The sequence below is a fragment of the Sutterella massiliensis genome (genome assembly GCF_016899755.1).
In the GTDB taxonomy this organism is placed as follows: Bacteria; Pseudomonadota; Gammaproteobacteria; order Burkholderiales; family Burkholderiaceae_F; genus Sutterella; species Sutterella massiliensis.
In genome coordinates, this window is sequence record NZ_JACJJC010000020.1 from 14,005 (window position 1) to 35,506 (window position 21,502).

Consider the following 21,502-nt stretch of genomic DNA (forward strand, 5'->3'; position numbering starts at 1 on the left):
TCCTGGCCGGTGCTGCCGGCGCCGCTGCCTCGGGGGACACATCGAAAGCAAGCCCGCGCCGGCCGACATCAGCCGTCGTTCGAGACTCCCAGTTCGCAAGCAATGGCCCTGCCCGCACGCATCCCGTCGGCAAGCGCATAGCTCACGAGCGACGGCCCCCGTACGGCGTCGCCGCCCGCCCAAATGCGCGCTGCGCCCGTGCGGCCTTCGCCGTCAACGACCATGGTCGTGCGGCCGGTCGCATCGTCATAGCGAACGCCGAGCGCTTCGAGCTTCGAATCCTTCCGCACCCGGAATCCGTAGGCAACGATCACGCAGTCGATCGCGGCGAGCACTTCGCTCGCAGCTGCGCCGCCCGCCATCGACGTGTCGAGAAGCCGCAGACCCGCGAGCGTCTCGTCGCCGTGACGAAGCACTTCGACGGCTTCGCGCTCGCAAAGGATGTGCACGCCCTCGCGCTCCGCGGCCGCGAGGTCGACGGCGCGCGCACGAAGCGCCGTGCGCTTGCGACGCGCTACGCAGAAGACCGCCGAAGGGCCGAGACGAATCGCCGTTCTCGCGCAGTCGAGCGCTGTGTCGCCGCCGCCCAAAACCGCCACGCGCTTACCCGCGAAGTCCTCGAGCGAGAGCGCTTCGGCAGCAGCCGATTTTGCGTCGAGCCCGAGCTCCCGATTGGCCGCCGCCCGCAGGAAGCGGTCGGCATAAAGAATGCCGGGCTTCTGCGGCGCATCGGCCGCCGAACCTTCGAGCCCGAGCGACACGGGAACGCTCGCACCCGTGCCGATAAAGACGGCATCGAACTCTTGGGCGAGATCCGACCACGCGAGGTCGACGCCCGCTTCGAGTCCACAAGCGAAACGCACACCTGACTTTTCAAGGAGCGAAATGCGGTGCTGCACGATTGCGCGCGGGAGCTTGAAGCTCGGAATGCCGAAAGTCAAGAGGCCGCCCGCGGCGGGTGACTTGTCAATGACGTGGACTTCGACGCCAGCTCGCGCAAGCACGTCCGCGCAGGCGAGCCCGGCCGGGCCCGCACCCACAACCGCAACACGGCGCGACTTCAGCGTGCGCCGCGGCTGCGGCGTCCAACCGGCCTTGAGCGCGTCGTCAACGACCGTGCGCTCAAGCATCGCGATCGGAACATGCCGACCCGCGTCGCCCGACGTTTCCAGGTGCTCGGCCGCACAAGCCCCTTCGCAAAGGTGCTCGACCGGGCAAACCCGCGAAGTGATTTCGGGGAAGCCCCCGGAAGCAAGGAGCACTTCGGCCGCATCCTCCCGCCGACCGCGCGAAAGAAGCGCCGTCGCATGCACCATGCGCTCGCCCAAGGGGCAGGCTTCGCCGCAGCGCCCGCAGTGCACGCAGCGCGAAAGCGCTTCGGCTTCCGAGAGATTCTCTGCCGCTACGCGCGAAGACGCGTTCGTCGAGACGGCCGAAGCCGCCCCTTCGGTGCGTTCTACGGGCGCAATCGGAATGACGCGCTTATTTTCGTCGCTCGAACGCCACGGGAAATGAATTGCGCCTGTCGGACAGGCAGCCGCGCAGGCGCCGCACTTCGTGCAGCGCGCCGACGAAAAGTCGGTTTCGCGCATCGTTGCCGGATCCAGCCCCTCGGGGCAAACGTCGCGGCAGACCGTGCAGTCGCTGCCGTGCGCCGCACGCGTGCAGAGCACCCGATCGGCGTGCGGGCGGAACGTGCGGTTAAGCCGCGCCGCAAGCGTCATGAGTGCGCCGAGCGGACAGAACTTCCCGCACCAGCGCCGAAGCACGAAGAGCTCCAGAAACAAAAAGCCCGCAAACCAAAGAATCGCCCAGTTGGTTTCGTTGAATTCAAAGAGCCGCCAGAGCGCAATGACGAGCGCAAAGGTAAGACCGACGGGGCAGATGAGACAGAAAACCGGAAAACCGAAAACGGCGCTCGAAGCGAGTGCGCCGCCGAGCACGTAGTAAGGCGCTTTTTCACCGTCCGCCGCCGTTGATCGGGGCTCGGCGGCCGATTCACCCGCAAGAGACGCCTCACGCACAAAGCGCTCGGCGCTCGGACAATCCCGGCAGTTCGACGCCCCTGTATGCGCGCCGCTCTTCGAAGCAGCGACACAGAATCCGGACGAAGCCGAACATGCCGCGCAGGCGGATCGAGCGTCGCTTTCCGCACCCGAAAGGTCGTCGGCTTTCTCGTCCGCTCTCGGGCGCTTTACCGCATGCGCGCCGCGGCGAAGGAGCCGCGCGAGTTTTCCCGTCCAAGGCACGGGGCAGAGCCAGCCGCAGAAGAACCGCCCGAAAAGCCATGCCGCAACGAGAAAAACGACGAGGGCCGCGAGCGCCCGCGGCAGGAACGTCTTCGAGGCGAGCATCGTCTCAAGGGCGCCAAGCGGACACACGGCCGCAATATCGGCAATGCCGAAGCTCGAAGCCGTTCCCCAGCCCGAATGCCAAACGAGCCCCAAAACCGCGGCAACAAAGAAGAGAAGCGCCGTCAAACCGCGCAGCCGCGTACCGGAAAAGATCTTTCTCATGACGCCCTCCGCTTTGTCGTTTCATCGGTCGACGCCGGCGCTTCAGCACCCGCGGCTGCCGCGCCGCGCTTCAATGGCCGCACGACGATCCCGCGTTCGCGCCCCGTTCGATAAGCCTGGAAGACATTGGCCGGGCAAACCTTTTCGCAAAGACCGCAGCCGTTGCAGATCTGCGAATCGATCACGGGCACGTTTTGACTGTTGAGCGTGATCGCGTCGTAGGGGCACTTCTCGTAGCAGACGCGGCACGCACCCGTTCTGAGCGCAATGCAGCGGTCGGTGAGCTCAGCGAGTCCCACCTTCTCCGTTTCCTTCTCAAAGGGTTCGATCGCGCCCGTCGGACAGACATCGGCGCATTTGCCGCAAAAGTCGCAGTGCCCGAGCCGGAAGTCGAGGACGGGCGTACGAAGCCGAACGAGGCCGTCCGCCCAGTCGGCCATGCCGATGACATCCGTGTGGCAGACGCCCCTGCAGCGGTCGCACTTCAAGCACCGCGCCAGAAATTCGTCCTCGGGAACGCTCCCCGGCGGCCGAATCCGAGTCTCGGCGCGTGCGGGGTCGCCCGGCACAAGTGCCGCACCGGCGCCGAGCGCAAAAAGAAACGCAATGCCGCCGACGCCCGCAGCCGTCCCTTTGAGGAGAGACCGGCGGTCGGTTTTAAGGACGTGCGGCTCTGCGGCATGCCGTTCGGCCTCTACTGGCGGTTGCCCGGGCGCCCGAAACGCTTCGGATCGCTCTTCAACTGCCGCTTCGCACTTCTCGTCTTGCTTCTCAGTCATGATTCGATTCCGAAGGTTATGGCGCCCGCTCGCGCTATCGCGTCGGGCCGCAGTGATGGGACCGGGGCGGCGGGGAGCCGACATTGACCTCGCGCACGCGCGCCCCGAGCGAAATGGCTCTCGGCCGCGTTTTATGCGGCCGCACCCGCTTTCGCGTCTTTTTCAAGGTCTTCCAGGAGCGCCGCATCCATCGCGATGAAGCCTTCGGTCACGAGCGAGACGGCCGGGTAGAAGTCCGTTGCCGGGCACTTGCGAACATCGCGCGCGAAGTCCGCCACCCAGCGCATCGGGTGTTCGGTGAGAAAGCGCTTCGAAGCGGCCAGTTCGCGGCGATAGGCCGCGTCGTCGCCGATCTTCACAGCGTCGATCATGCGGTCGTTCAGGTGCGCGAGGAACGCGAACTCGAGCCCGAGCTGATCTTCATGTGCGTCAACCTTCGGGTCCTTCTCGAAACCCGCTTCGCGATAGGCCTTGCAGACCGCCTCCCAGGCGTCCTGCATCACGAGATGTTCGGGGCTCGTGTAGACCGACTCGATCGGATAGGCGGCACCCGACGTGACGCCCGCGGAGAGGAAAATGCGCGCGTAGTCGACGGCAAGCGTCTCAACTGGGTCGGCCCCGAGGTCGCCGCCCGCGAGGCATTTCGCGAGGCGCTGCCAGCCTTCAGCCATACGGGGTTCGTCCGCGCCGGCGGGGAAAGTCATCGAACGCAGCGCCGCAAGAAATGCCGCATCGACTTCCACAATGTAGAGTCGGCTCAGAAGTCGGTAGAGGTTGCCGCGCCCTTCGAGGAGCGCCGTGAGATCCTGGCTGTTCGTCATTTGGTCGGTCCTTTTTGTTTTTGTCGGTTGCGTCCGCCCTTCGTTTTTTTTACGCCTGCGGACTGCGGTTTGTTCATGAATTATTGTGCGCCGATTTCTCACGTGCACCTATGGTTGTTTATTCGCCTTTCGGCTACTTCTCCCGGTCGCCGCCCTATCGGCTGTGCCCGAAAAGCCGCACTCGAAAAGCGCCTCCGATTGGTTTTCGCTTTTTTTCTTATCGACTCAACTCCTCTCCACAACCTCTCTCTACCCTCTTCGCGCCCCATTTCAGCCGCTTAAAGAGCGATTCCCTTCCCCCAAGGCCTCACCCGAGCAGCAGCACCGCACGGTGCCAGCAGCCCGCGCCCATTGAAGCCGCGAGAAAAGCCAACGCCGCCCAGAAGAGCGCGGCTCCCGCCGCAGCCTGTCGGACGCGCCCTCTGGCGAGCCAAAGGCCGATCGCCGGAACGACAACGCCTAAGCCGAGCGTGCCGCCCGCAAAAAGCAGCGCGCCCTCGCCCGAGAAGAGCATCGTGAGGCGCTGCGCCCAAGCGCCGCCATTCGCAAGCACCAATGCAGCGAAGTAGCAGCCGATCCCGAGAACGGGAAGCAGCGCGCCAAAGAGCACTTGGCTCGAATGAACGCCGACGCTTCGCTCGCCCGCACCGCACGCTGCCGCTTCCGCCGCACGGATCCGCGAGAGCGCCGCGCCCGACCCCGCGAGCCCCAAACCGAGCGATCGCGCTTCACCCGCGAAGACCGCCGCGGCGGCGGCAAGCCCCGCAAAGCCCGCACTCGGCAGAACGAGCGTCCACGTGTTCCAGGCGGGACGCCAGCTCATGACAAGGGAACTGCCGCAGGCAAGCGCTAGCACGAGTCCCGCAAAAGCGGCGGCACTTCCGAGTCGGCGCATCGTTGCGGCTTTTGCGCCCGAAAAGAGCGCCAGCCAATAGACCGCACCCGCGATGAACGCAAGCACGATTGAGGCGAGTTCGCGAAAGATCGCAGACCCCGGATTCGCAAAAGCGGCGAAAACCATGGCGGGACGGCCGAACTGAGCGAGAAGCGCACCGGCCGAAGCCGCTACGAAAAGGAGTCCGAATAAAGCGACAGCGGAGGCCGCGCGTGCCTTTGCGGCACGCCACTCGAGCAGCGCGAGCGCCATGAGGCAGCCCGCGGCTGCACACGCAAACACCGCATAAAGCGCTTGAAGACTTTCCCGCAGCATGGTTTTCGCCTTTGATTGCGATCCGTGAGACCCCAAAGTCTTACGGGATCATCTTCGGCGGGTTCTTCGTCCATTCGCCGAACTTCTTGTGCAGGATGTAGCGCACCGTCGGGTGGTTGCCCGAGTCGGGCATCGAGTGCACGTTTTCCGGACCCGCCGCCGCGATCGCCTTCGAGACGTCGCTTTCGGGATCGTCGATGTCGCCGAAGAAGCGCGCATGCGCGCAGCAGACCTTCACGCATGCAGGCAGCTCGCCCGCCTGCTGCAGATGGTTGCAGGCCGTGCACTTTTCAACGACCTTCGTTTCGGGGTTGAACGTACGGGCGCCATACGGGCACGCGGCCATGCAGGCGCGGCAGCCGATGCACTTTTCCTTGTCGACAAGGATCTGGCCGTCTTCCGTGCGGTAAGTGGCCTTTGTCGGACAGACCTTCACGCAGGGCGCATCCTTGCAGACCTGGCAGATGTGCGGCAGGAAATACTGCTTGATGTCGGGGAACGTGCCGACGGGACCGATCGTGTGCACTTTGTTGTAGTAGACCCCGAGCGGAACGCCGTTTTCCTGCTTGCAGGCGACTTCGCAGGCCATGCAGCCCGTGCAGCGGTCGAGGTCGATAACGAATGTCTTCTGAGTCATAGCGAAAATTCTTCCGTAATCGTGTCGCCGTGCCGCCCGCTTCCTTTGTTGCTAAAGCGGCACGGTGATCCAAGCCCATGAGCCGACCGGTCGAATCGAGCGAACCCGATTCGCCGGGGACCGAACGTCAAAGCCTCAGCCGAGCTTCGGATTCGGCGTCGTGTCGGTCGGCTGCGGCAGCCAGGGCTTAAAGTCCTCGGGCTTCGTCCAAATGCCTTCGGGCGCGCCCTCGGCCTTGGAGATGCGGACCTGAATGCCGCGAAGCGTGTAGGTGCCGACCACGTCGTTGAAGGGCGGGTCGTTCTTCGTGAGCACGTTCACGTTCGCTTCCATCCAGCCGTGGGTGGGCGTATCGAGCGTTTCCGGGAACCAGAAGCGTTCCATGTAGAGCACGCCGGCACTCACGCCTTCGGTCACGAGCACCTTGCCGCGGGTCTTGCCGCGCTTCGACTCGATCCAGGCCCAGTCGCCCGTGGCGACGCCGTACTTCTTGGCGTCGACGGGGTTCACCCAGAGTTCGGGCACCGGATAGATTTCGCGCAGATACGGCACGTTGCGCAGCGTCCCGTGGTGATAGACCGGGATGCGGCCGTTCGTCAGGATGAGCGGGAATTCGCGCCCGATCTCGTTCGTCGGATTTTCCGCGGGCTCGAGATAGTAGGGCAGCGGATCGTAGTCCTTCGAGGCGGGCGGCAGCGGCTGCAGCGCATAGGGCTTGCCCGTGCGGGCGAGCGTAATCCAAATGTCGCCGTAGAGCTCGAGCTTCTTCGAAGGCGTGCGGAATCCCTGCGGCAATCCCGTCTTCGGGTCCTTGTTGAGGTACACGTAGTACGTGTTCCACTTGTCGTACGGCATGTACGTGACCGGGTTGTGCGCAAGGAGCTGCTTCCAGGTCATGTTGATGCGCTTCAAGCGGCCGTCAAGGAGCTCTTCCATCGAATCCCAGTACGCGAGGTCGTCCTTCATGAACTCGGGATCGCAGGCGCGCTTGGCGTTTTCGTTGCCGAGCGCCGCGCAGCGCTTGATCAACTTCGACCAGAAGAGCGTTTCGTCTTCGGTTTCCCAAACGTGAGCGACCGCCTGACGCGCGAACACCATGTTGAGCGACTCGATCAGCATGTTCGTTTCGAGCCATTCGGTCGCCGGCAGCAGCATGTCCGCATACATCGAGAACGAGGTCGGATACATGTACATGTGCACGATCAGGTCGCACTTTTCCATGGCCTTGACCCAGCTGCCGGCATTGCCGTTCACGCCGAACTTGTTGCCCGAGCGTTCGAGCCACACCTTGATCGGATAGGGCTTGCCCGTGAGCATCGCATCGAGCACGGCGCTCGGCTGCGCGGCGTCCCACTGAATGAGGCCCTTGTGCTCGTTGCTGCCCAGGCGCTTCGTGAGCTGCCCTTCGGGAAGGAGGTACGAGCAGCGGGTCGCGAGCGAACCGGCGGGCACGACATTGGACGACGGATTGCGTTGCATGAGCGAACCCGGACGCTCCACGTTGCCCATCAATGCATTGAGGATCACGGCGCCCATGGCCGCCTGCACGGAGTTCGGCGTCTGGTCGGTTGCAACGCCCAAAGACACGCCCGAGGGACCGTCCGCGTAGATCTTGATCGCTTCTTCGATCTTCTTCGGATCGAGCCAGCACTCCTTGGCGGTCGCTTCTAGAGTCCAAGGCTCAACGCGTTCCTTGAGGCAGCGGAAGCCCGTCTTGTACTTCTTCCCCTGATACTCGAATTCGCCGTCAAGTTCCGGATCAAGCGCATCGTCCCACGGATACTTGATCGCCTTCGGGGACTTCGTCTTCTTGTCCCAAACGACGTAGGTCTTTTCGTCGCCCTTCGGGTCGAGGTCCTTGGCGCGAACAAGCATCTTCGTTTCAACATTGACGAGGTACGGCAGATTCGTCCAATGCATCACGAAGTCTTCGTCATAGATCTTCTGATCGATGATGTAGCGCATCCAGCCGAGCATGAGCGCAACGTCGGTGCCCGGACGGATCGGAAGCCACACGTCGGCGCGCTGCGCTTCCGGAATGAAGCGCGGATCGATCACGACCGTCTTGACGCCCTTGGCACGCAACGTCACGATTGCCTGGCCGCCGCCCGCGGGGTTGCTGTAGGACGGGTCCGTACCCCAGAGCACGAGCGCCTTCATCTTCGTGTTCGGGTTATAGATTTCGCGGCTCTTTTCGTCGGCGATCGACGTGTCGGGACCGCCGTACATCATGTCGAAGGCGAGCGTACGCGGCAGGTAGCACTGCGCGCAGCCCGGTTCATAGAAGTTCGGGGTACCGAAAGCGTTCGCAACGCGCGGAATGCCGCGGAAGGCGGGGTTGCCGCCGCCGCCCGTCGTGATCAGCACGGACTCGGCGCCGTACTCGTGGCGCACTTCTTCCATTTTCTTCGCGATGCGGTCGATCGCCTCTTCCCAGCTGATGCGCCGCCACTTGTTTTCGCCGCGCTTGCCTACGCGAATAAGCGGGTACTTGTTGCGGTTCGGATGGTAGAGCGCCGAAATGCCAGCCAAGCCCTTCGGGCAAAGCGCGCCCTTGCTCATCGGGTATTCGGGATTACCTTCAAGCTTGACGACGCGGCCGTTGCGCACATGCGCCAAGACGCCGCAGTTGTGGATGCAGGCGCGGCAGCAGGTCTTCACGATCTTCGTTTCACCGGCGGCGGCACCCGCGGCAGGCGCGGGAGCGGGAGCGGCTGCGGCATGCGCACTCGGAATCAGACCGTCTGTGCGGCCGATCGCAGCGGACAAACCGGCAACGGCCGTCGCTTCAAGGAAGCTTCTGCGAGAAAGTTGCATGGAATCGATCTCCTTTTGTGTTCGGCTTTGCGGCCGCTTTCGCAAGCGTTTGCTCCGATCGCTTCGAAGAAGCGCTTACGCAAGCGGGCACGCCGCCGATCCGTTTGTTGAGCTTGAAGCGGTGCGTGCGACGCTTCACGTCGCTCACCGGCATGTCAAGCCCGATGCCGAAGCAGTTCAGTCAATGGGGTCCCGCGTCTTGGCAGCCGTGTTCCGCCGCCCGACGCAAACCGCCTCGGTTGAGCAAATTCTGCGCATCTTCTTTTGCAGTAGCACCAATAAATCCGCAAACAACTTTGCGTTTACAGCAATCTCTTTTCACGATCGCCGTCCTGCATTTTGACCGAAAAAACACGATCAAATTGGTCAGGATTTCCGTTTCCCACGGAATTCAGCCCTTTATCTTCGTTTGAGCATCACGGCTTTTCAAAATCACTACCCCCTTTCGGGGCGCAACAGCGCAGCTGAGGCTTCCACCGATTTTTGGCACAAACCGCCCTTCTCGGTGAAATTCCCAGTTCGTTCTCAACGAGATAACTTGTCCTTTTTAGCGAAATGGGCTGTGACCACGCCGCATAAGGAGAAAAACAAAAGCCGGCGGCGTCCGGATCTACGGCCTCCGTCGACTTTTCAAGCGCCGAGAGCTCAACGAGCTTAATGCCCTAACCTGCGCTTGATTTCGCTTCGTACCGCCTCAACATCGGGCGAAGTCAAAAAGGGAAGGAACTCGGTCACGGCCTCGACATCCCAATTCCACCAAGCGAGCTCTTCAAGCAGCTCGATCAACTCGTCGTCAAAGCGTTTGCGCTTCACGGTCGCCGGATTGCCGACCGCGACAGAATAAGCGGGTACGTTTTTGGCAACCACCGAATAGGCACCGATGATCGCGCCGTCGCCGATCTTGACCCCGGGAAGAATCTTCGCTTCGCGCCCGATCCAGACGTCGTTGCCGATCACGATGTCGCCGTGGTGCGGGAGTTCGTCGATGTGCGGCGTTGAACGTTCGCGCCAAACGCCGCCCATGACGTTGAATGGATACGTCGAAATGCTCGACATGCGGTGATTGGCCGCGCCCATCATGAACTGCACGCCTTTGGCGATCATGCAGTAGCGCCCGATCACGAGACGGTCGCCGAACTGCGGGTAGTTGAAAAGAACGTTGCGCGCTTCAAACTGCGTCGGATCCTCATCGTCGTCGTAATACGTGAAGTCGCCCACTTCGATATTGGGGGCTTTGATGACGTTCTTCAAAAAGCAGGTGGTCCCGTACTCGTTTGCGATCACGCGGTTGGGATCCGGGTAGTCGATTTTTGCGCTTGTCATTGAGGCTCCTCCGGTCGATCTTCTATTTGTAGCCGTCACAGCGAACGCGAACGCCATCGAGAAAGCTCCACTGCGACGGCATTTGAGCGAAGTTCACCCGCCGCCCTTGTACCTGTCCTCGGGTGCAACACCGAGCTCGTGAAGCCGAACAAATGAGCGCTTCATCGCTCGAATTGGCGAAACGGTTTCGCCAATTCAAGCCTTGACAATTCTCTATCTCCGGATCAATTGATGTGCACTTTTTTTGCTCGACGTCAATCGCTGGAACACGTATTCGGTCAATTCCGAAGACGCCGCTTATTTTTGCACCCCAATGCTTCGCTCGTGAAGAATCTTCAGTTCGGCATTGATCCGTTCCACCTCCAGATCTTCGGCAACCCAAAGCGGAGCCGTTTTTCTGGCGCGCGCTTCAGGAATGAAGCCTTTTCCAAAACGCAGAAGCGCTCGTAAGGAAACGGCCGATGCAACGCCCATCGGAATATGCGCAATGAGGATCACCACGCTCAAGGCAAAAGCAGATGAGTGCAAGAACCGCAGAACTTCGTACGCCGCACTTGCGTCGCCGGCCGGGCTGTGCGAAAAGAAAAGTGCCAATCCGGTTGCGACGAGCGTGAAGTTTGCAAAGACGAGCACCGCATACGCTATGCGCTGCCCGGCGTTGTAGCGGCCCTGGGGCGGAACGGCACCCGGAGCCAGCTTGCGTCCGAAAAGCTTCTGCGGATAGCCGCCCAGACACCTCAGCCAAGCGAAGAAATGACGGTCGCGGCGGAAAATTTCATGAAGCATCCGCTTGAAGCGAGCTTTGGCTCCAACCGTATAAACAAGAAGGATGGCCGAGAGCACCGCGCCCGCAAAGAAGTGCGCCCCCAAAGCGGCGTGAGAAGGCTCTCCCCCCGCTCTCAGCGCCGATCCGATTGCAATGCCCGAGAAGCCGAGCGCAATCCATGCAATCGCATTGAGGAAATGAGTGAGTTGATCGCTCGTCGTAAAGCGGCGAATAAAAGTCGTCTGCATGCTTGAAGCCTCCTGAAAGTGAATGCGCACTCGCGGCACGCTTGCTTCGGGAGCGAGCAGACGGAAATTTCTTCCGCTGGAGCGGCGCGCATCCAATCGTGGGCTCGGGGCGCAGGATGCGCTCCGGCCGGCATGTTTTCGATCGCGCCACGATCACGGACTCAAGTTTACGCAGAAACCCCGTTAAGCTTTGTTAAGTAGCACAAAAGAATGTTGCAGCCCGCGCATTGGCGGATTCCTCGTATCCGAAAGGTTGCGGCAGCAGCAAAACACAAAGGTGTCCCTACACGCGTGCTGACAAACTTTGCCTGTCTGTTTTTAAAACTTAAGAACCCGTCCCATCAGCCTCTTTCAATGAGGAAATCTTCTCTGGCTGCCCCGTTTTTGATGGCGTTTTGAAGCCACACCGGGAGCTTTCCGCGACCGCTCCAAAGCTCACCGTTCGGTCCTCGGTACTTGGGAGTCACCTTGTTGGGCGCGCTGTGGAATGCCGATCGTCTTTCGTGCAGCGTCACATCCTCGGCCGTGAGTTCGAACCGATCGATGATGTTTTGTGCGCGCTCTGCGGCAATCCTGCGAAGCTGCTGGTATTCCTCGCTCAGCTGCTGGTGCCGAATTTCGAGGCTCGAGAGCTCGAGACCGAAGTCCGGATCCTCGTTGATCCGACCGGAACCGGCAAAAGCCGACGAGCTGTTCTTCGTCGCGATTTTCATGTTGATTGTTCTCCCTTGAACGACGACGCGCTCCCGGTGCAAAAAGCCCCCCGGGAGCACACGCCGCTCGGTACGGATGCGCATTTCGCGCACCCGTTGCGGTTCAGGTCAGAAGAAGTACTTGATGCCGCCCGAGACGGTGTAGGTACCGGTGTTGGAATTGCCGAACACCTTTTCCGCTTCGAGGAACATGTAGAGATCTTCCGTCGTCTTGAAGGAGAAGCCGGCACCGGCGCTGTACCACGTGCCTTCGTTCTCATAGAGCTCGTGCATCGTCCCCGTGGCGTCGGCCGCATAGATGTCCTGGTCGCCCAGGAATTCATGCATGATGTCGCCGCGCACGTAGAAGGTCATCGGCTTTTCGGTTTCGAAGTCCTTCCCGAGACGAAGGCCAACGCGGCCGATCAAGCTCTGAATCGCGTCAAGACGCACTTCGGAGCCCTGCGAGGTTTCGTAGGTGTCGCTCGTCACGTACGCATACTGGACCTGCATCTGCGGCTCGACGTACCAGCGATGATCGTTCTGGTACTTTTTGCCGTATTCGAGCGAAGCGGACAGCACTTCGTTGTCGTAGGAGGCGGTAATCTTTTCGCCGGTGGTGGGCGCATAAATCTCGAAATCGTTCTCGAGGTGACCGTACTTCACGACAAAGTCGTAGTACTCGCCCTCGTCGCCGAGCCACGTCGTATAGAACCAGGCGCCGTAGCGGTCAATGTTGCCCTCGCCCTTGACGCCGTGGTAGTCCGTGTCGCCCGTCATGTAGTCGAGCGCGAAGCCCGTGTGGAATTCGCCCTTATCCTTGCGCGCGAGCGTATCGGTACCGACTTCGATCATCGTATTGTCGATGTCAAAGGCCGAGCGCTGACCGATGCTGTCGTAGCGGATGCGCGCCCAGAGGCCGTCATCCTTTCCGGCACTGAAGCGCATTTCGCCCTGGCGCTTATTGAGCGTGTCGAGATAGACGGCTTGCGCGTAGTTGGCGCGGGACATGTTGATGATCGTGCGGCCGGCGTCCGACGTCGACCCGCCGGTGCGGCCGATCAGCTTGAAGTTCGTCGTGTCTTCCACGGACTCATAGCCGCTGTCGGTGTTTCCCGTTTCCGAATCTGTGCCGTCGCCCTCGGCGAGCATCATTGTGCCGTTGCTCGCGTCAACGCCGGGCGTGCCTTCGGTATCGAAGAAGTCGTCAACGAGGCCGGAGCCGGGCTTGCCTTGGGTAACGCCATCCGTGCCGCCGTTATAGGCATGATTTTCATCGTTGCCGTCGTAGGCATCGATACCGATTTCGTACTCGACATTGTTGACGCCCTGGTCATACGTGATCGCGCGGAACTTGACGTTCGAGCCCTTCCCGACCGTCGCGAAGCGCAGACCATCGAAGCCGTCGGCGTACATGTCCTGGTGCGTGACCGCGTCGACCACATTGATCAGATATTCGCCGTTGGCCTGCTTGATGTAGAGCATGTCGCTCACATCGCGGTCGGCGTCAAGACTCATATTGAAGACGGCGTTTCCGTTGAGCTGATAGACCGTGAGCGCATGTGCATGCTCGTTGCGGTCCGTGTTCGCGGAAATCAGGTCGATTACCGGCGTTTTGTCGTCAATCGCACCGGTCGTACCGGTAATGCGCGTGATCCAGCTCTGGCCCGTCACGTTCCAGCGAGAGTTCGCCCCCATCGTGAGGTTTACTTCACCGCCCTTGAAAATTTCGGAACTGAAAGCCGGATTGAAGAATGGACTATTAGCATGGTCGCTACCTTCTTCGACCACGCCAGCGTCGCCGTAGTCGTCCGCACGACCCGTAAGCGTGCCGCCCGTACCGAGGTCAACGTTGAGGACGCCGTTGTTGCCGGAGAGGAGATTGCCTTTAATGTTGATGCCAGCGCCCGAGCCATCGGCAGCATAGATATCGACCTGACCGGCATAAGCCGCAAGAATGTCGCCCGTGATGTTGCTGATGCGCTGCGGTTCACCGTTCGATCCGAACGTGTCGTATTCAAGCGTGACGACAGCACGGTCAGCAACAGGTGCATTCACGAGGTCTGAAGTTAGGTTGACGGCCGTGCCGGCAGCGATGGCGATGTCCAGGCTGTTCGGACTCGTTTCGTAACGGTCCGTCGAAATGGAAGTCCAGCCGTGCAGCGTGATGTCGGCGCTGTCGTAAGCCCAGACCGTGCGCTCGAGCTGATCCTCGTTCAAGTTGTCAGCGTACGTACGGATGATGTTGCGACCGTCGAGCGTGATGGAGCTCCCGGCACCTTCAGCGTAAAGGGCAGAGATCACGTCCTTGCCTACAAAGGCTTTTTCATCCTGCAGATCGCCGGCATTTGCAATGGCAGCATACGAGTACACCACGTTATTCGGCCTGGACCCGTTGAGGCCGCCGATCGTCACCGTCGTGCCGTCCTGCTCTGCCACTCCGATCAATTCACCATCGTTGGCATAGACCGCGCCGAAGAGATAGTTTGCCTGCCCAGCTTGAAGGGTGACAACGCTCGACTCGCCCGCACTTATGACTGCTTTAGTACCAAAGAGTTCTGCCTGATTATCTACGGTAACCTCCTGCGCATCGGCAAAGACGATATTGCCGCTACTGCCACTGAGAGTAGTTATCGCCTTGGAACCCTGCCAGAACTTTTCAGATCGAATCGCATCGTAGCCATCGACATCAATTCGATTGAGATTCGATATCAATTCAACGCTGGAACCCCAAGTCGTCCAAATTGCATAAACGCCTTCCGAACCGAGAGAAACTTCATTTCCCGCATTGAGTGACGCTGTTGAATTGGCATACGCGTAAATAACACTGCCTGATTGCGTGAGCTTTTCATTGGTCAGGTGCGTATCAATAGCGATGTTGTCTGCCTCAATGTCCAAGTTCGACGAATATTCGAGCCATGCCCCCCGACCGTTATCAACCTCGATGTCAACGTTACCAGCCGTGATGTCGACGTCACCTCGGTCATACCCTCTGATGCCCGCATTTGTATACGCAGTATTGGAGTTCTGGGCATCCTTTCTCTGAACAGTATCGATCAACCGAAGAACAAAAGCGTCGGAGTTGGACTTGACCACACCAGCACGCTCAGCCGTTATGCCGCGAAGTGCCATTGCATCTTCGTGAGCACTCTCAACGAAAATTTGCGTGAGCGAGTTGGCATTGCCCTCGGCATCAGCCGCAAGATTTACAGCAGCATTGTCGGTTGCCTCAATGCCGGTTGACCAGGTCTTGAAGTTCTTATCAGCCGTTACGTTGATTAGGTTCTGATCGGCGTACAAATTGATGCGCGTACCGATATCGCTCGTACCGACACTCTGAGCCCGGATGCCGAACGTTTGAGCATTGATCACATTCTGACTGCGAGCACTGAGCGTAACAGTACTGTTCTTGTTAGGATCCAAACCGCCGCCCGGCGTCGGATTGGACGACGTGGCATAGATGCCGGTAACCCCATTGACGATATTGCTCTTTGCAGCGATCAGTTCAACGCGAGCGCCATCCGAAAGATGAATACCAGTTCCATAAGCCCAGCCGGATTCATTGTATTCACTGTTATTGATAACAATTGAACTACCCGAATCAAGCTTCAGAGAAGATCCGCTATAAATAGTAAGGGCGGTCGAACCGGATTGCTCTTCGCCGGTCGAATATGCATTGATTTCAATATATCCAGCCGAGATATTCGTTTCTGCTGAAGAGTTGGTACTTTCAATGCCCGAAATGCTTGAAGTACCCGCAGATGAAACATCAATCCTTACTTGATTGGCTGTCACATTAACGGAACCCCTTGCATTGTCAATGCCTTTAGCGAAACCCGTGCCTTCATTCGCAACGAGAATGGCGAAATTCCGCACATTCTCGTTGGCCGTGAAAGAAGACTTCGCATTAAGTCCCAAACCATAAACCGATCCGGTACTTCCGCTGGTCGAAATATTGAAGTCAGCCGTTTTTTCAGAGCTGCCGCTTACCGTGAGTTCAGCAGGCGAATTATAGCCGTAACCTAGAGAAACCCCGTAAACATCCGTCGTGCTTCCCTCAGTCTGAGTCACATTGATGTTTGTGGTTCCACTAACCGTTAACACGGAACCGCCCTGTGCTTGGATGCCATACTGCGTGCCGTAAATGGAGTTGACTCTACCAGCTGCCAGGCTGATATGGCCGCCATCACTGCGGATGCCGTACGTCGACGTAACAACATCACCATCCGTAAGCTGAATTCGACCAATAACGTTGTCGCGACCGGCCGTAACCGTTACAGGTTGAGAACCGTGCGCATAAATGCCATTCTGGTCGCCGGCAATGATGTTGTCGTATGTGGCCGTGACTTCGACAGCGCCATCGGTATTTTCAATGCCGTTGGTTTCACCGTAGATGATGTTGTAGTCGCCTTTTGACGTGACTCTGCCACCATTCGCCTGAATACCGTTGTCGCCAGCCAGGATCGTATTGGCCGATCCTTTGAGGTTAATGGTGCCCGTCCCGACATTGCGCAGCCCGTCACCGCTCACCGTGACGATGCGGTTGCTGCCGCCGTTGTTCGACTCGAGCTCGACCTTCTGAGCGCCTCGATGATCGACACCGTTGTTTTCCGCGTTAATGAAAATTCCTTTGTCCGTCGAAGCACTTTGTTCGTCCTGATTGGCCCGAATCTGAATGTCGCCGGCACTTTCCTCCCCAACGTAGATGCCGTCGCCCGAGTTCGATTCCGCATTAATGACGAAGGAATTACCGGCTGAAAAAGTCAGACTGCCCTTATTCGAACTTTCGACATTGACGCCGTCGCCGTTTTTGTCGCTGTCCGTCCCATTCGCCGTGATGGTGATATCGCCCTCGGCTGTAACGTTGATGCTTGACTTATCATCGAGGCTCGAACGGACGCCGTGCGCATCATCAACCGTGAGCACCAGGTTGCCCGCTTCGCTCGCGTTGCCCGTCACCGTAATGGTGATGGCGTTCTCACCACCCAAAATGGCAGCATCACTCCCCGTGCTAACGATGATGTCACCTCCCCATGTATGGGAACCGCCTGTGATCTGATCGAAGGAAGTTTCGACAGCACTGGCAATCGACGAGACAGCCAGGCTTGCCGACAAAAGCGAAGTAGTAGCTAAAACCCTTAAGCAAGGGTTTTCGCCCCCCCCCCCATGTGCACAAATGTGCTTTAAAGCATCGTTAATGGCGACACTCAATCTGGAATTGGTTAAAGCGATTAGCTTCGTCATCTCTATTTGTATAAAAAAGTGGACTTCAAAATCGAATTTGGAAAATTTTAAATATTTCAAAGTATTTCTTCGTTCGCTTTGAGACGGTAAGCTTTCCGCAATTTAATCTTGTTTACGTCGTATATAAATATTTTTGATAACCATAAGTCAGAGGAAGAAACTCTTTAAAAGCCCTGTTAATCAGTATCCCGCTTGACCCTGTTAACCAAAATTACCTATTTATAGATAATACAATAAACAACAGAAAATATTAAATGTAAAAAAGGATTTCTACCTTTTCGATTTAATGCCTTAATAGATCCCCCCATATCATCAAAACATTTTTCACTTTGTTTATGGAGCACAGAGCGAGTTTTCTTCTTAGCAGTCGGCTCTCATTACGAAGCCAATCCGTCGATCTTGCGCTTCTCGGCGCACACAAAGAAGCACCGGCCGAGCACAAACCCGACCGGTGCAATAGCTCACGCAAGTGAGCGCATCAAATGTCGTCGAAGAACGTCTGTCGTTTTACTTCACGATCTCCGACCCGATCGCCGGATTGATCACGAGGTTGGGCTTCGTCTTCGAGGGCGACGGAAGCGGCACGATGTGAGCGCCTTCGCCGTACTTCGCGCGAAGCTCGTCGACGTAGCCGAAGTCGAGCGCACGCTGCGTGCACGCCTCAACGCAAACGGGCATGCCGCCCTTGCTGATGCGGTCGACGCAGGCGTCGCACTTCGTCATCTTCTTGGCGTTCTTGTCGAGCTTCGGCGCATGGTACGGGCACGCGAACATGCACGCGCCGCAACCGATGCACTTGTTGCGGTCGATAAGAACGAGGCCGCCCAATTCCGGGTGCTTCGCGTGCGCCTTCGTCGGGCACACCTTCACGCACGCGGGATCGTCGCAGTGGTTGCACGACACCGACACGTAGCCGTGGAAGATGTCCTGGTGCCAAGCGCCCGTCATGCGGTCTTCGCGCCAGGCACCCGATTCGTACGGAAGAACGTTGCGGAAAAAGCGCCCGTCCTCAAGGCCGTTCTTGTCGGCGCAGGCAATCTGGCAAGCCTTGCAGCCCGTGCAGCGGGCGGCATCGAAATAAAAACCGTATTGCTTCATTTCTGTCTGTCCCCTGTCTTAGAGCTTTTTGACTTCAACGAGATTCGTATGCGAGGGATTGCCCTTGGCGAGCGGCGTCGCGTCGAGCATCGTGAGCGTGTTGATGCACGCACCCTTGTCGACGCCCTTTTCGTCGGGCGAGTACCAAGCGCCCTGCGGCATCGCCACAAGGTGCGGAATGATGCGGTTCGTCACGAACGCTTCGATTTCGAGTTCGCCGCGGTCGTTGAAGACACGCACCTTGTCGCCCGTCTCAATGCCGCGCGGCTTCGCGTCCACGGGGTTGATCATCAGACGGTCCGGGTGCGCCGCGCGCAGCCACGGCACGTTGTGATACGTCGAGTGCGTGCGGCCTGCGCCATGGTAGCCGTAGGCTTCAAGCGGATACTTCGCTTCGGTCGGGTCGCCCTGGCCGCGCATTTCCTTCGTTGCAATGAACTGCGGAATCGGGTGGATTTCCTGGCCCTTTTCCTTCGGGAGCTCCCACGTGCGCGCAATCTCGGCCAAACGCTCGGAGTAGATCTCGATCTTGCCCGACGGGGTCGGGAGCGGATTCTTCACCGGATCCTCGCGGAAGGCCTTCAAAACAATGCCGTCGTCGTCGCCCATGCGATACTTGACGACGCCTTCGGCCCAGAACTTATCAAAGCTCGGGAACTTGTCGGCATCGGCGAGGCTCTTCGCCTTTTTGAGCGTCTCTTCGTAACCCCAGCGCAGCCACTCGGCATAGGTGCGACCTTCCGTGTAGGCGTCTTCAACACCGAAGCGCTTGGCCATTTCACGCATGATTTCCCAGTTCGGGCGCTGCTCCCACTCGATCGACGCAGCCTTCGGGCAGGCGACGATGTAGTTGTAGTCGCCGACCGCGTAAGCGTCCGCCTCGAGGTCGTCGATTTCCTGGTTCATCGTGTCGGGAAGCACGAAGTCGGCAAACTTTGCGCTCGGCGTCATCTGGTTGTCGACAACGACAATCGTTTCAACAAGCGACTCGTCCTCAAGGATCTTCCGCAGCGCATTGATGCCGCCGTGCTGATTGATGAGGGTGTTGCCCTGCGTATTCCAGATGAACTTGATGTTGTGCGTGAGGTGGTCGACGCCGCGCACGGCGGCGTTCTTTGCCGTGAGCGACTTCGCGTCGACGACGGCCTTAGGCCACAGGAACACCGGGAACGAGGCCTTCACGGGGTTCTTCCCGGTGGGGAAGCCCGTGTCGATGCCGTACGAGTCGCCTTCGCGGGCACCCGTGTTGGTGCCCGGAAGCCCCACCTGGCCGGTCAAGAGCGCAAGCATCGCGATCGAAGTCGATTGCGTTTCACCGTTCATGCGGCGCTGCGGCCCCCAACCCTGCGAAATGAAGGTGGGCTTCGTCGTCGCGATTTCGCGCGCGAGGCGCTCGATCGTTTCAACGGGAACGTTCGTGATGCGCGAAGCCCATTCGGGGGTCTTCGGCGTCGCGTCGGGGCCCTTGCCGAGGATGTAGGACTTGTAGTCGCTCCCCTTCGGTGCGGACTTCGGCAGCGTCTTTTCGTCGTAGCCCACGCAGTACTTGTCGAGGAACGCCTGGTCAACGAGATTCTCCCGGATCATGACGTAGGCCATGCCCGCGGCGAGCGCCGCGTCCGTGCCCGGACGGATCGGCACCCACTCGGCATCGCGGCCGGCGAGCGAGTCCGTGCGGATCGGGTCAATGACGACCATGCGGGCGCCGCCCAAGCGCAGGGCTTCGGCGAGTTCCCATGTCTGACCGCCCCCGGATGCGCGCGTCACGGCAGGGTTGTTGCCGAAGGTGACGTAGAGCTTCGCGTTCTTGATCTGGCTCATGTAGGAGCCGACGCCCGGGTTGTTCGAGCGCACGGCCCCATAGTTGAAGCCGCCGAACATGTAGGGCCAGATGTTCTGGATGCACGCGGCCGAGTAGTCGGAATACCAGCCGATGTTGCCGCCGATGAGATTGAAGAATCGGAACGTGCAGTTGCGGTTATTGAAGAGGCTGTAATTGCCCGAACCGTGCATCAGGAGAATGGATTCGTTCGTGTGCTTCTTGATCGTATCTTTCAAGCGCGCGCTGATTTCGTCGAGCGCCTGTTCCCACGTGATGCGCTCGAACTTGCCTTCGCCGCGGCGGCCGACGCGCTTCATCGGGTACTTGAGGCGTTCGGGGGCGTAGAGGCGCTGGCGCATCGAGCGGCCGCGATGGCAGGCGCGAACCTGCGGGAACTTGCCGTCGGCCACGCCCGCATGCGGGTCGCCCGTGTTGTCCGTTTCAATGCGGATCACGCGTCCGTTCTTTGAGGCGCAGCGCAAAAGGCAGCGGCTGCCGCAGTTGATCGAGCAGGCCGACCACGTGACGGTTTCGATGTCGGCCGCAGCGGCGGCAACGGCCTGGCTCAACGGCGTCGCCGTAAAGCCCGCGGCCGTACCGAGAAGTGCCGAACTGCGCAGAAAGCTTCTTCTGGAAATCATGAGATTCAGGTCTCCTTGGGAGAAGGAAAACGCACGTACAAGCAGCAACCGTCCGCGTCAAGCAGCAAAAGAAGCGGTTTGGGATTGGATCGGGACAGACGGAGAAAGAACGACGCAACGGCTGCGCGGGCTTTGAGCGAGTGTCGGGCCAAGGGAGGTTGATGCTTGTCGGCGTCGTTTTTTATTGCATTTTGCTGCCAGTTTATTTGGGGTATTTACTGAGATTACCATATCCCAAACACCAAATCGTTTTCCCTAAATCGCCATAACGGTTTGTCTTTACGTCCTTTCACGGTGTCTTCGCTCATTTCTCATAATCGCCTGAAAACTAACGAAACACGGAACTTTCCAAAATGATGCGTAAATCGCGCCCGATGCATACCGACCCAAAGCGCTTGCGAGAGAAGCCGTTCGAATGCATCAAACGGCATCCGATTCTTCATTCGACCGAGGTTTCCGTTATTCGGGAAGCTGCTTTCCCCATATCGAACGCCGTTCGCACCAAGCGAACGTACCGCAACCCGAGCGGGCGCCCTACGTGTTGCCCGCAGCGGCGCAGGACAAAGCGTCGACAGGGAACGGCATTTTTTGCTGCGTCCGTGACGACTGCTCGCGTATCTTCAGCGCACCTCAAGATGACGCGCACTCGCGCGCAGCACCGCTTCCGTGAGGCGCTCGAGAAGCGTTGAGCGGATCGCCGCACACTGCCAATAAAGGTGCACGTCAACGGGGTTAAACTAGTTGAAGAGAAGTCTTCCGAAACTACCAGGGGGACTTCTATGCTCTGCTCGATTGGCATTATCGCCAAGCACTACGGTGTTTCTCCCAGTACGATCAGGCGCTGGGCCCAACGCGGTCTGATCAAGGTCGCCTGCCGTACATTCGGCG

13 protein-coding genes are annotated in these 21,502 nt (G+C 59.3%); 1 reads left to right on the forward strand and 12 read right to left on the reverse strand.

What is annotated here, in order from left to right:
- Window positions 1–68: 68 nt before the first annotated feature.
- From H6A60_RS09920 to H6A60_RS09975, 12 genes are all read right to left on the reverse strand, one after another.
- Complete coding sequence (locus H6A60_RS09920) at window positions 69–2,516, reverse strand: FAD-dependent oxidoreductase (RefSeq protein ID WP_205104125.1); 2,448 nt, start codon at window positions 2,514–2,516, stop codon at window positions 69–71.
- Complete coding sequence (locus tag H6A60_RS09925) at window positions 2,513–3,295, reverse strand: 4Fe-4S dicluster domain-containing protein (RefSeq protein ID WP_205104128.1); 783 nt, start codon at window positions 3,293–3,295, stop codon at window positions 2,513–2,515. Before H6A60_RS09925 ends, H6A60_RS09920 begins: the two co-directional genes overlap by 4 nt.
- Window positions 3,296–3,426: 131 nt before the next feature.
- A complete protein-coding gene (locus tag H6A60_RS09930; protein WP_205104130.1) occupies window positions 3,427–4,116 on the reverse strand; it encodes a TorD/DmsD family molecular chaperone in 690 nt (229 codons plus the stop codon).
- A gap of 307 nt (window positions 4,117–4,423) precedes the next feature.
- On the reverse strand, window positions 4,424–5,326 hold the full coding sequence (locus H6A60_RS09935; protein ID WP_205104132.1) for a hypothetical protein: 903 nt from the start codon (window positions 5,324–5,326) through the stop codon (window positions 4,424–4,426).
- Window positions 5,327–5,366: 40 nt separating this feature from the next.
- Window positions 5,367–5,963 carry a 4Fe-4S dicluster domain-containing protein gene (locus H6A60_RS09940; protein ID WP_205104134.1) on the reverse strand — a complete coding sequence of 199 codons (597 nt, stop codon included), beginning with the start codon at window positions 5,961–5,963 and terminating at the stop codon, window positions 5,367–5,369.
- Between the two features lie 135 nt (window positions 5,964–6,098).
- Window positions 6,099–8,780 carry a molybdopterin-containing oxidoreductase family protein gene (locus tag H6A60_RS09945; RefSeq protein WP_239477703.1) on the reverse strand — a complete coding sequence of 894 codons (2,682 nt, stop codon included), beginning with the start codon at window positions 8,778–8,780 and terminating at the stop codon, window positions 6,099–6,101.
- Window positions 8,781–9,434: 654 nt separating this feature from the next.
- Complete coding sequence (locus H6A60_RS09950; RefSeq protein ID WP_205104136.1) at window positions 9,435–10,103, reverse strand: CatB-related O-acetyltransferase; 669 nt, start codon at window positions 10,101–10,103, stop codon at window positions 9,435–9,437.
- Window positions 10,104–10,400: 297 nt separating this feature from the next.
- Window positions 10,401–11,117: a cytochrome b/b6 domain-containing protein gene (locus tag H6A60_RS09955; RefSeq protein ID WP_205104138.1), complete on the reverse strand. Its 717-nt coding sequence runs from the start codon at window positions 11,115–11,117 to the stop codon at window positions 10,401–10,403.
- A gap of 341 nt (window positions 11,118–11,458) precedes the next feature.
- Entirely contained in the window at window positions 11,459–11,830 is a 372-nt protein-coding gene (locus H6A60_RS09960) for an H-NS histone family protein (protein ID WP_205104140.1), read from the reverse strand.
- A 108-nt stretch (window positions 11,831–11,938) separates the two neighbouring features.
- Window positions 11,939–16,924 carry an autotransporter outer membrane beta-barrel domain-containing protein gene (locus tag H6A60_RS09965; RefSeq protein ID WP_205104142.1) on the reverse strand — a complete coding sequence of 1,662 codons (4,986 nt, stop codon included), beginning with the start codon at window positions 16,922–16,924 and terminating at the stop codon, window positions 11,939–11,941.
- Window positions 16,925–17,560: 636 nt separating this feature from the next.
- On the reverse strand, window positions 17,561–18,151 hold the full coding sequence (locus tag H6A60_RS09970; protein ID WP_205104144.1) for a DMSO/selenate family reductase complex B subunit: 591 nt from the start codon (window positions 18,149–18,151) through the stop codon (window positions 17,561–17,563).
- A gap of 18 nt (window positions 18,152–18,169) precedes the next feature.
- Window positions 18,170–20,614, reverse strand: coding sequence for a DMSO/selenate family reductase complex A subunit (locus H6A60_RS09975; RefSeq protein ID WP_239477704.1), 2,445 nt, complete (start codon window positions 20,612–20,614; stop codon window positions 18,170–18,172).
- A gap of 779 nt (window positions 20,615–21,393) precedes the next feature.
- On the opposite strand from H6A60_RS09975, the gene H6A60_RS14055 reads away from it, so the two are divergent.
- The coding region (locus H6A60_RS14055) for a MerR family DNA-binding transcriptional regulator (protein WP_205103386.1) at window positions 21,394–21,502 on the forward strand (109 nt) is incomplete at its 3' end.

What these genes read in the sequence shown, in the direction of transcription:
- H6A60_RS09935 (WP_205104132.1), bottom strand. Translation starts at nt 5,326, where the DNA reads ATGCTGCGGGAAAGTCTTCAAGCGCTTTATGCGGTGTTTGCGTGTGCA.
- H6A60_RS09960 (WP_205104140.1), bottom strand. Translation starts at nt 11,830, where the DNA reads ATGAAAATCGCGACGAAGAACAGCTCGTCGGCTTTTGCCGGTTCCGGT.
- H6A60_RS09955 (WP_205104138.1), bottom strand. Translation starts at nt 11,117, where the DNA reads ATGCAGACGACTTTTATTCGCCGCTTTACGACGAGCGATCAACTCACT.
- H6A60_RS09920 (WP_205104125.1), bottom strand. Translation starts at nt 2,516, where the DNA reads ATGAGAAAGATCTTTTCCGGTACGCGGCTGCGCGGTTTGACGGCGCTT.
- H6A60_RS09925 (WP_205104128.1), bottom strand. Translation starts at nt 3,295, where the DNA reads ATGACTGAGAAGCAAGACGAGAAGTGCGAAGCGGCAGTTGAAGAGCGA.
- H6A60_RS09930 (WP_205104130.1), bottom strand. Translation starts at nt 4,116, where the DNA reads ATGACGAACAGCCAGGATCTCACGGCGCTCCTCGAAGGGCGCGGCAAC.
- H6A60_RS09970 (WP_205104144.1), bottom strand. Translation starts at nt 18,151, where the DNA reads ATGAAGCAATACGGTTTTTATTTCGATGCCGCCCGCTGCACGGGCTGC.
- H6A60_RS09975 (WP_239477704.1), bottom strand. Translation starts at nt 20,614, where the DNA reads ATGATTTCCAGAAGAAGCTTTCTGCGCAGTTCGGCACTTCTCGGTACG.
- H6A60_RS09950 (WP_205104136.1), bottom strand. Translation starts at nt 10,103, where the DNA reads ATGACAAGCGCAAAAATCGACTACCCGGATCCCAACCGCGTGATCGCA.
- H6A60_RS09945 (WP_239477703.1), bottom strand. Translation starts at nt 8,780, where the DNA reads ATGCAACTTTCTCGCAGAAGCTTCCTTGAAGCGACGGCCGTTGCCGGT.
- H6A60_RS09940 (WP_205104134.1), bottom strand. Translation starts at nt 5,963, where the DNA reads ATGACTCAGAAGACATTCGTTATCGACCTCGACCGCTGCACGGGCTGC.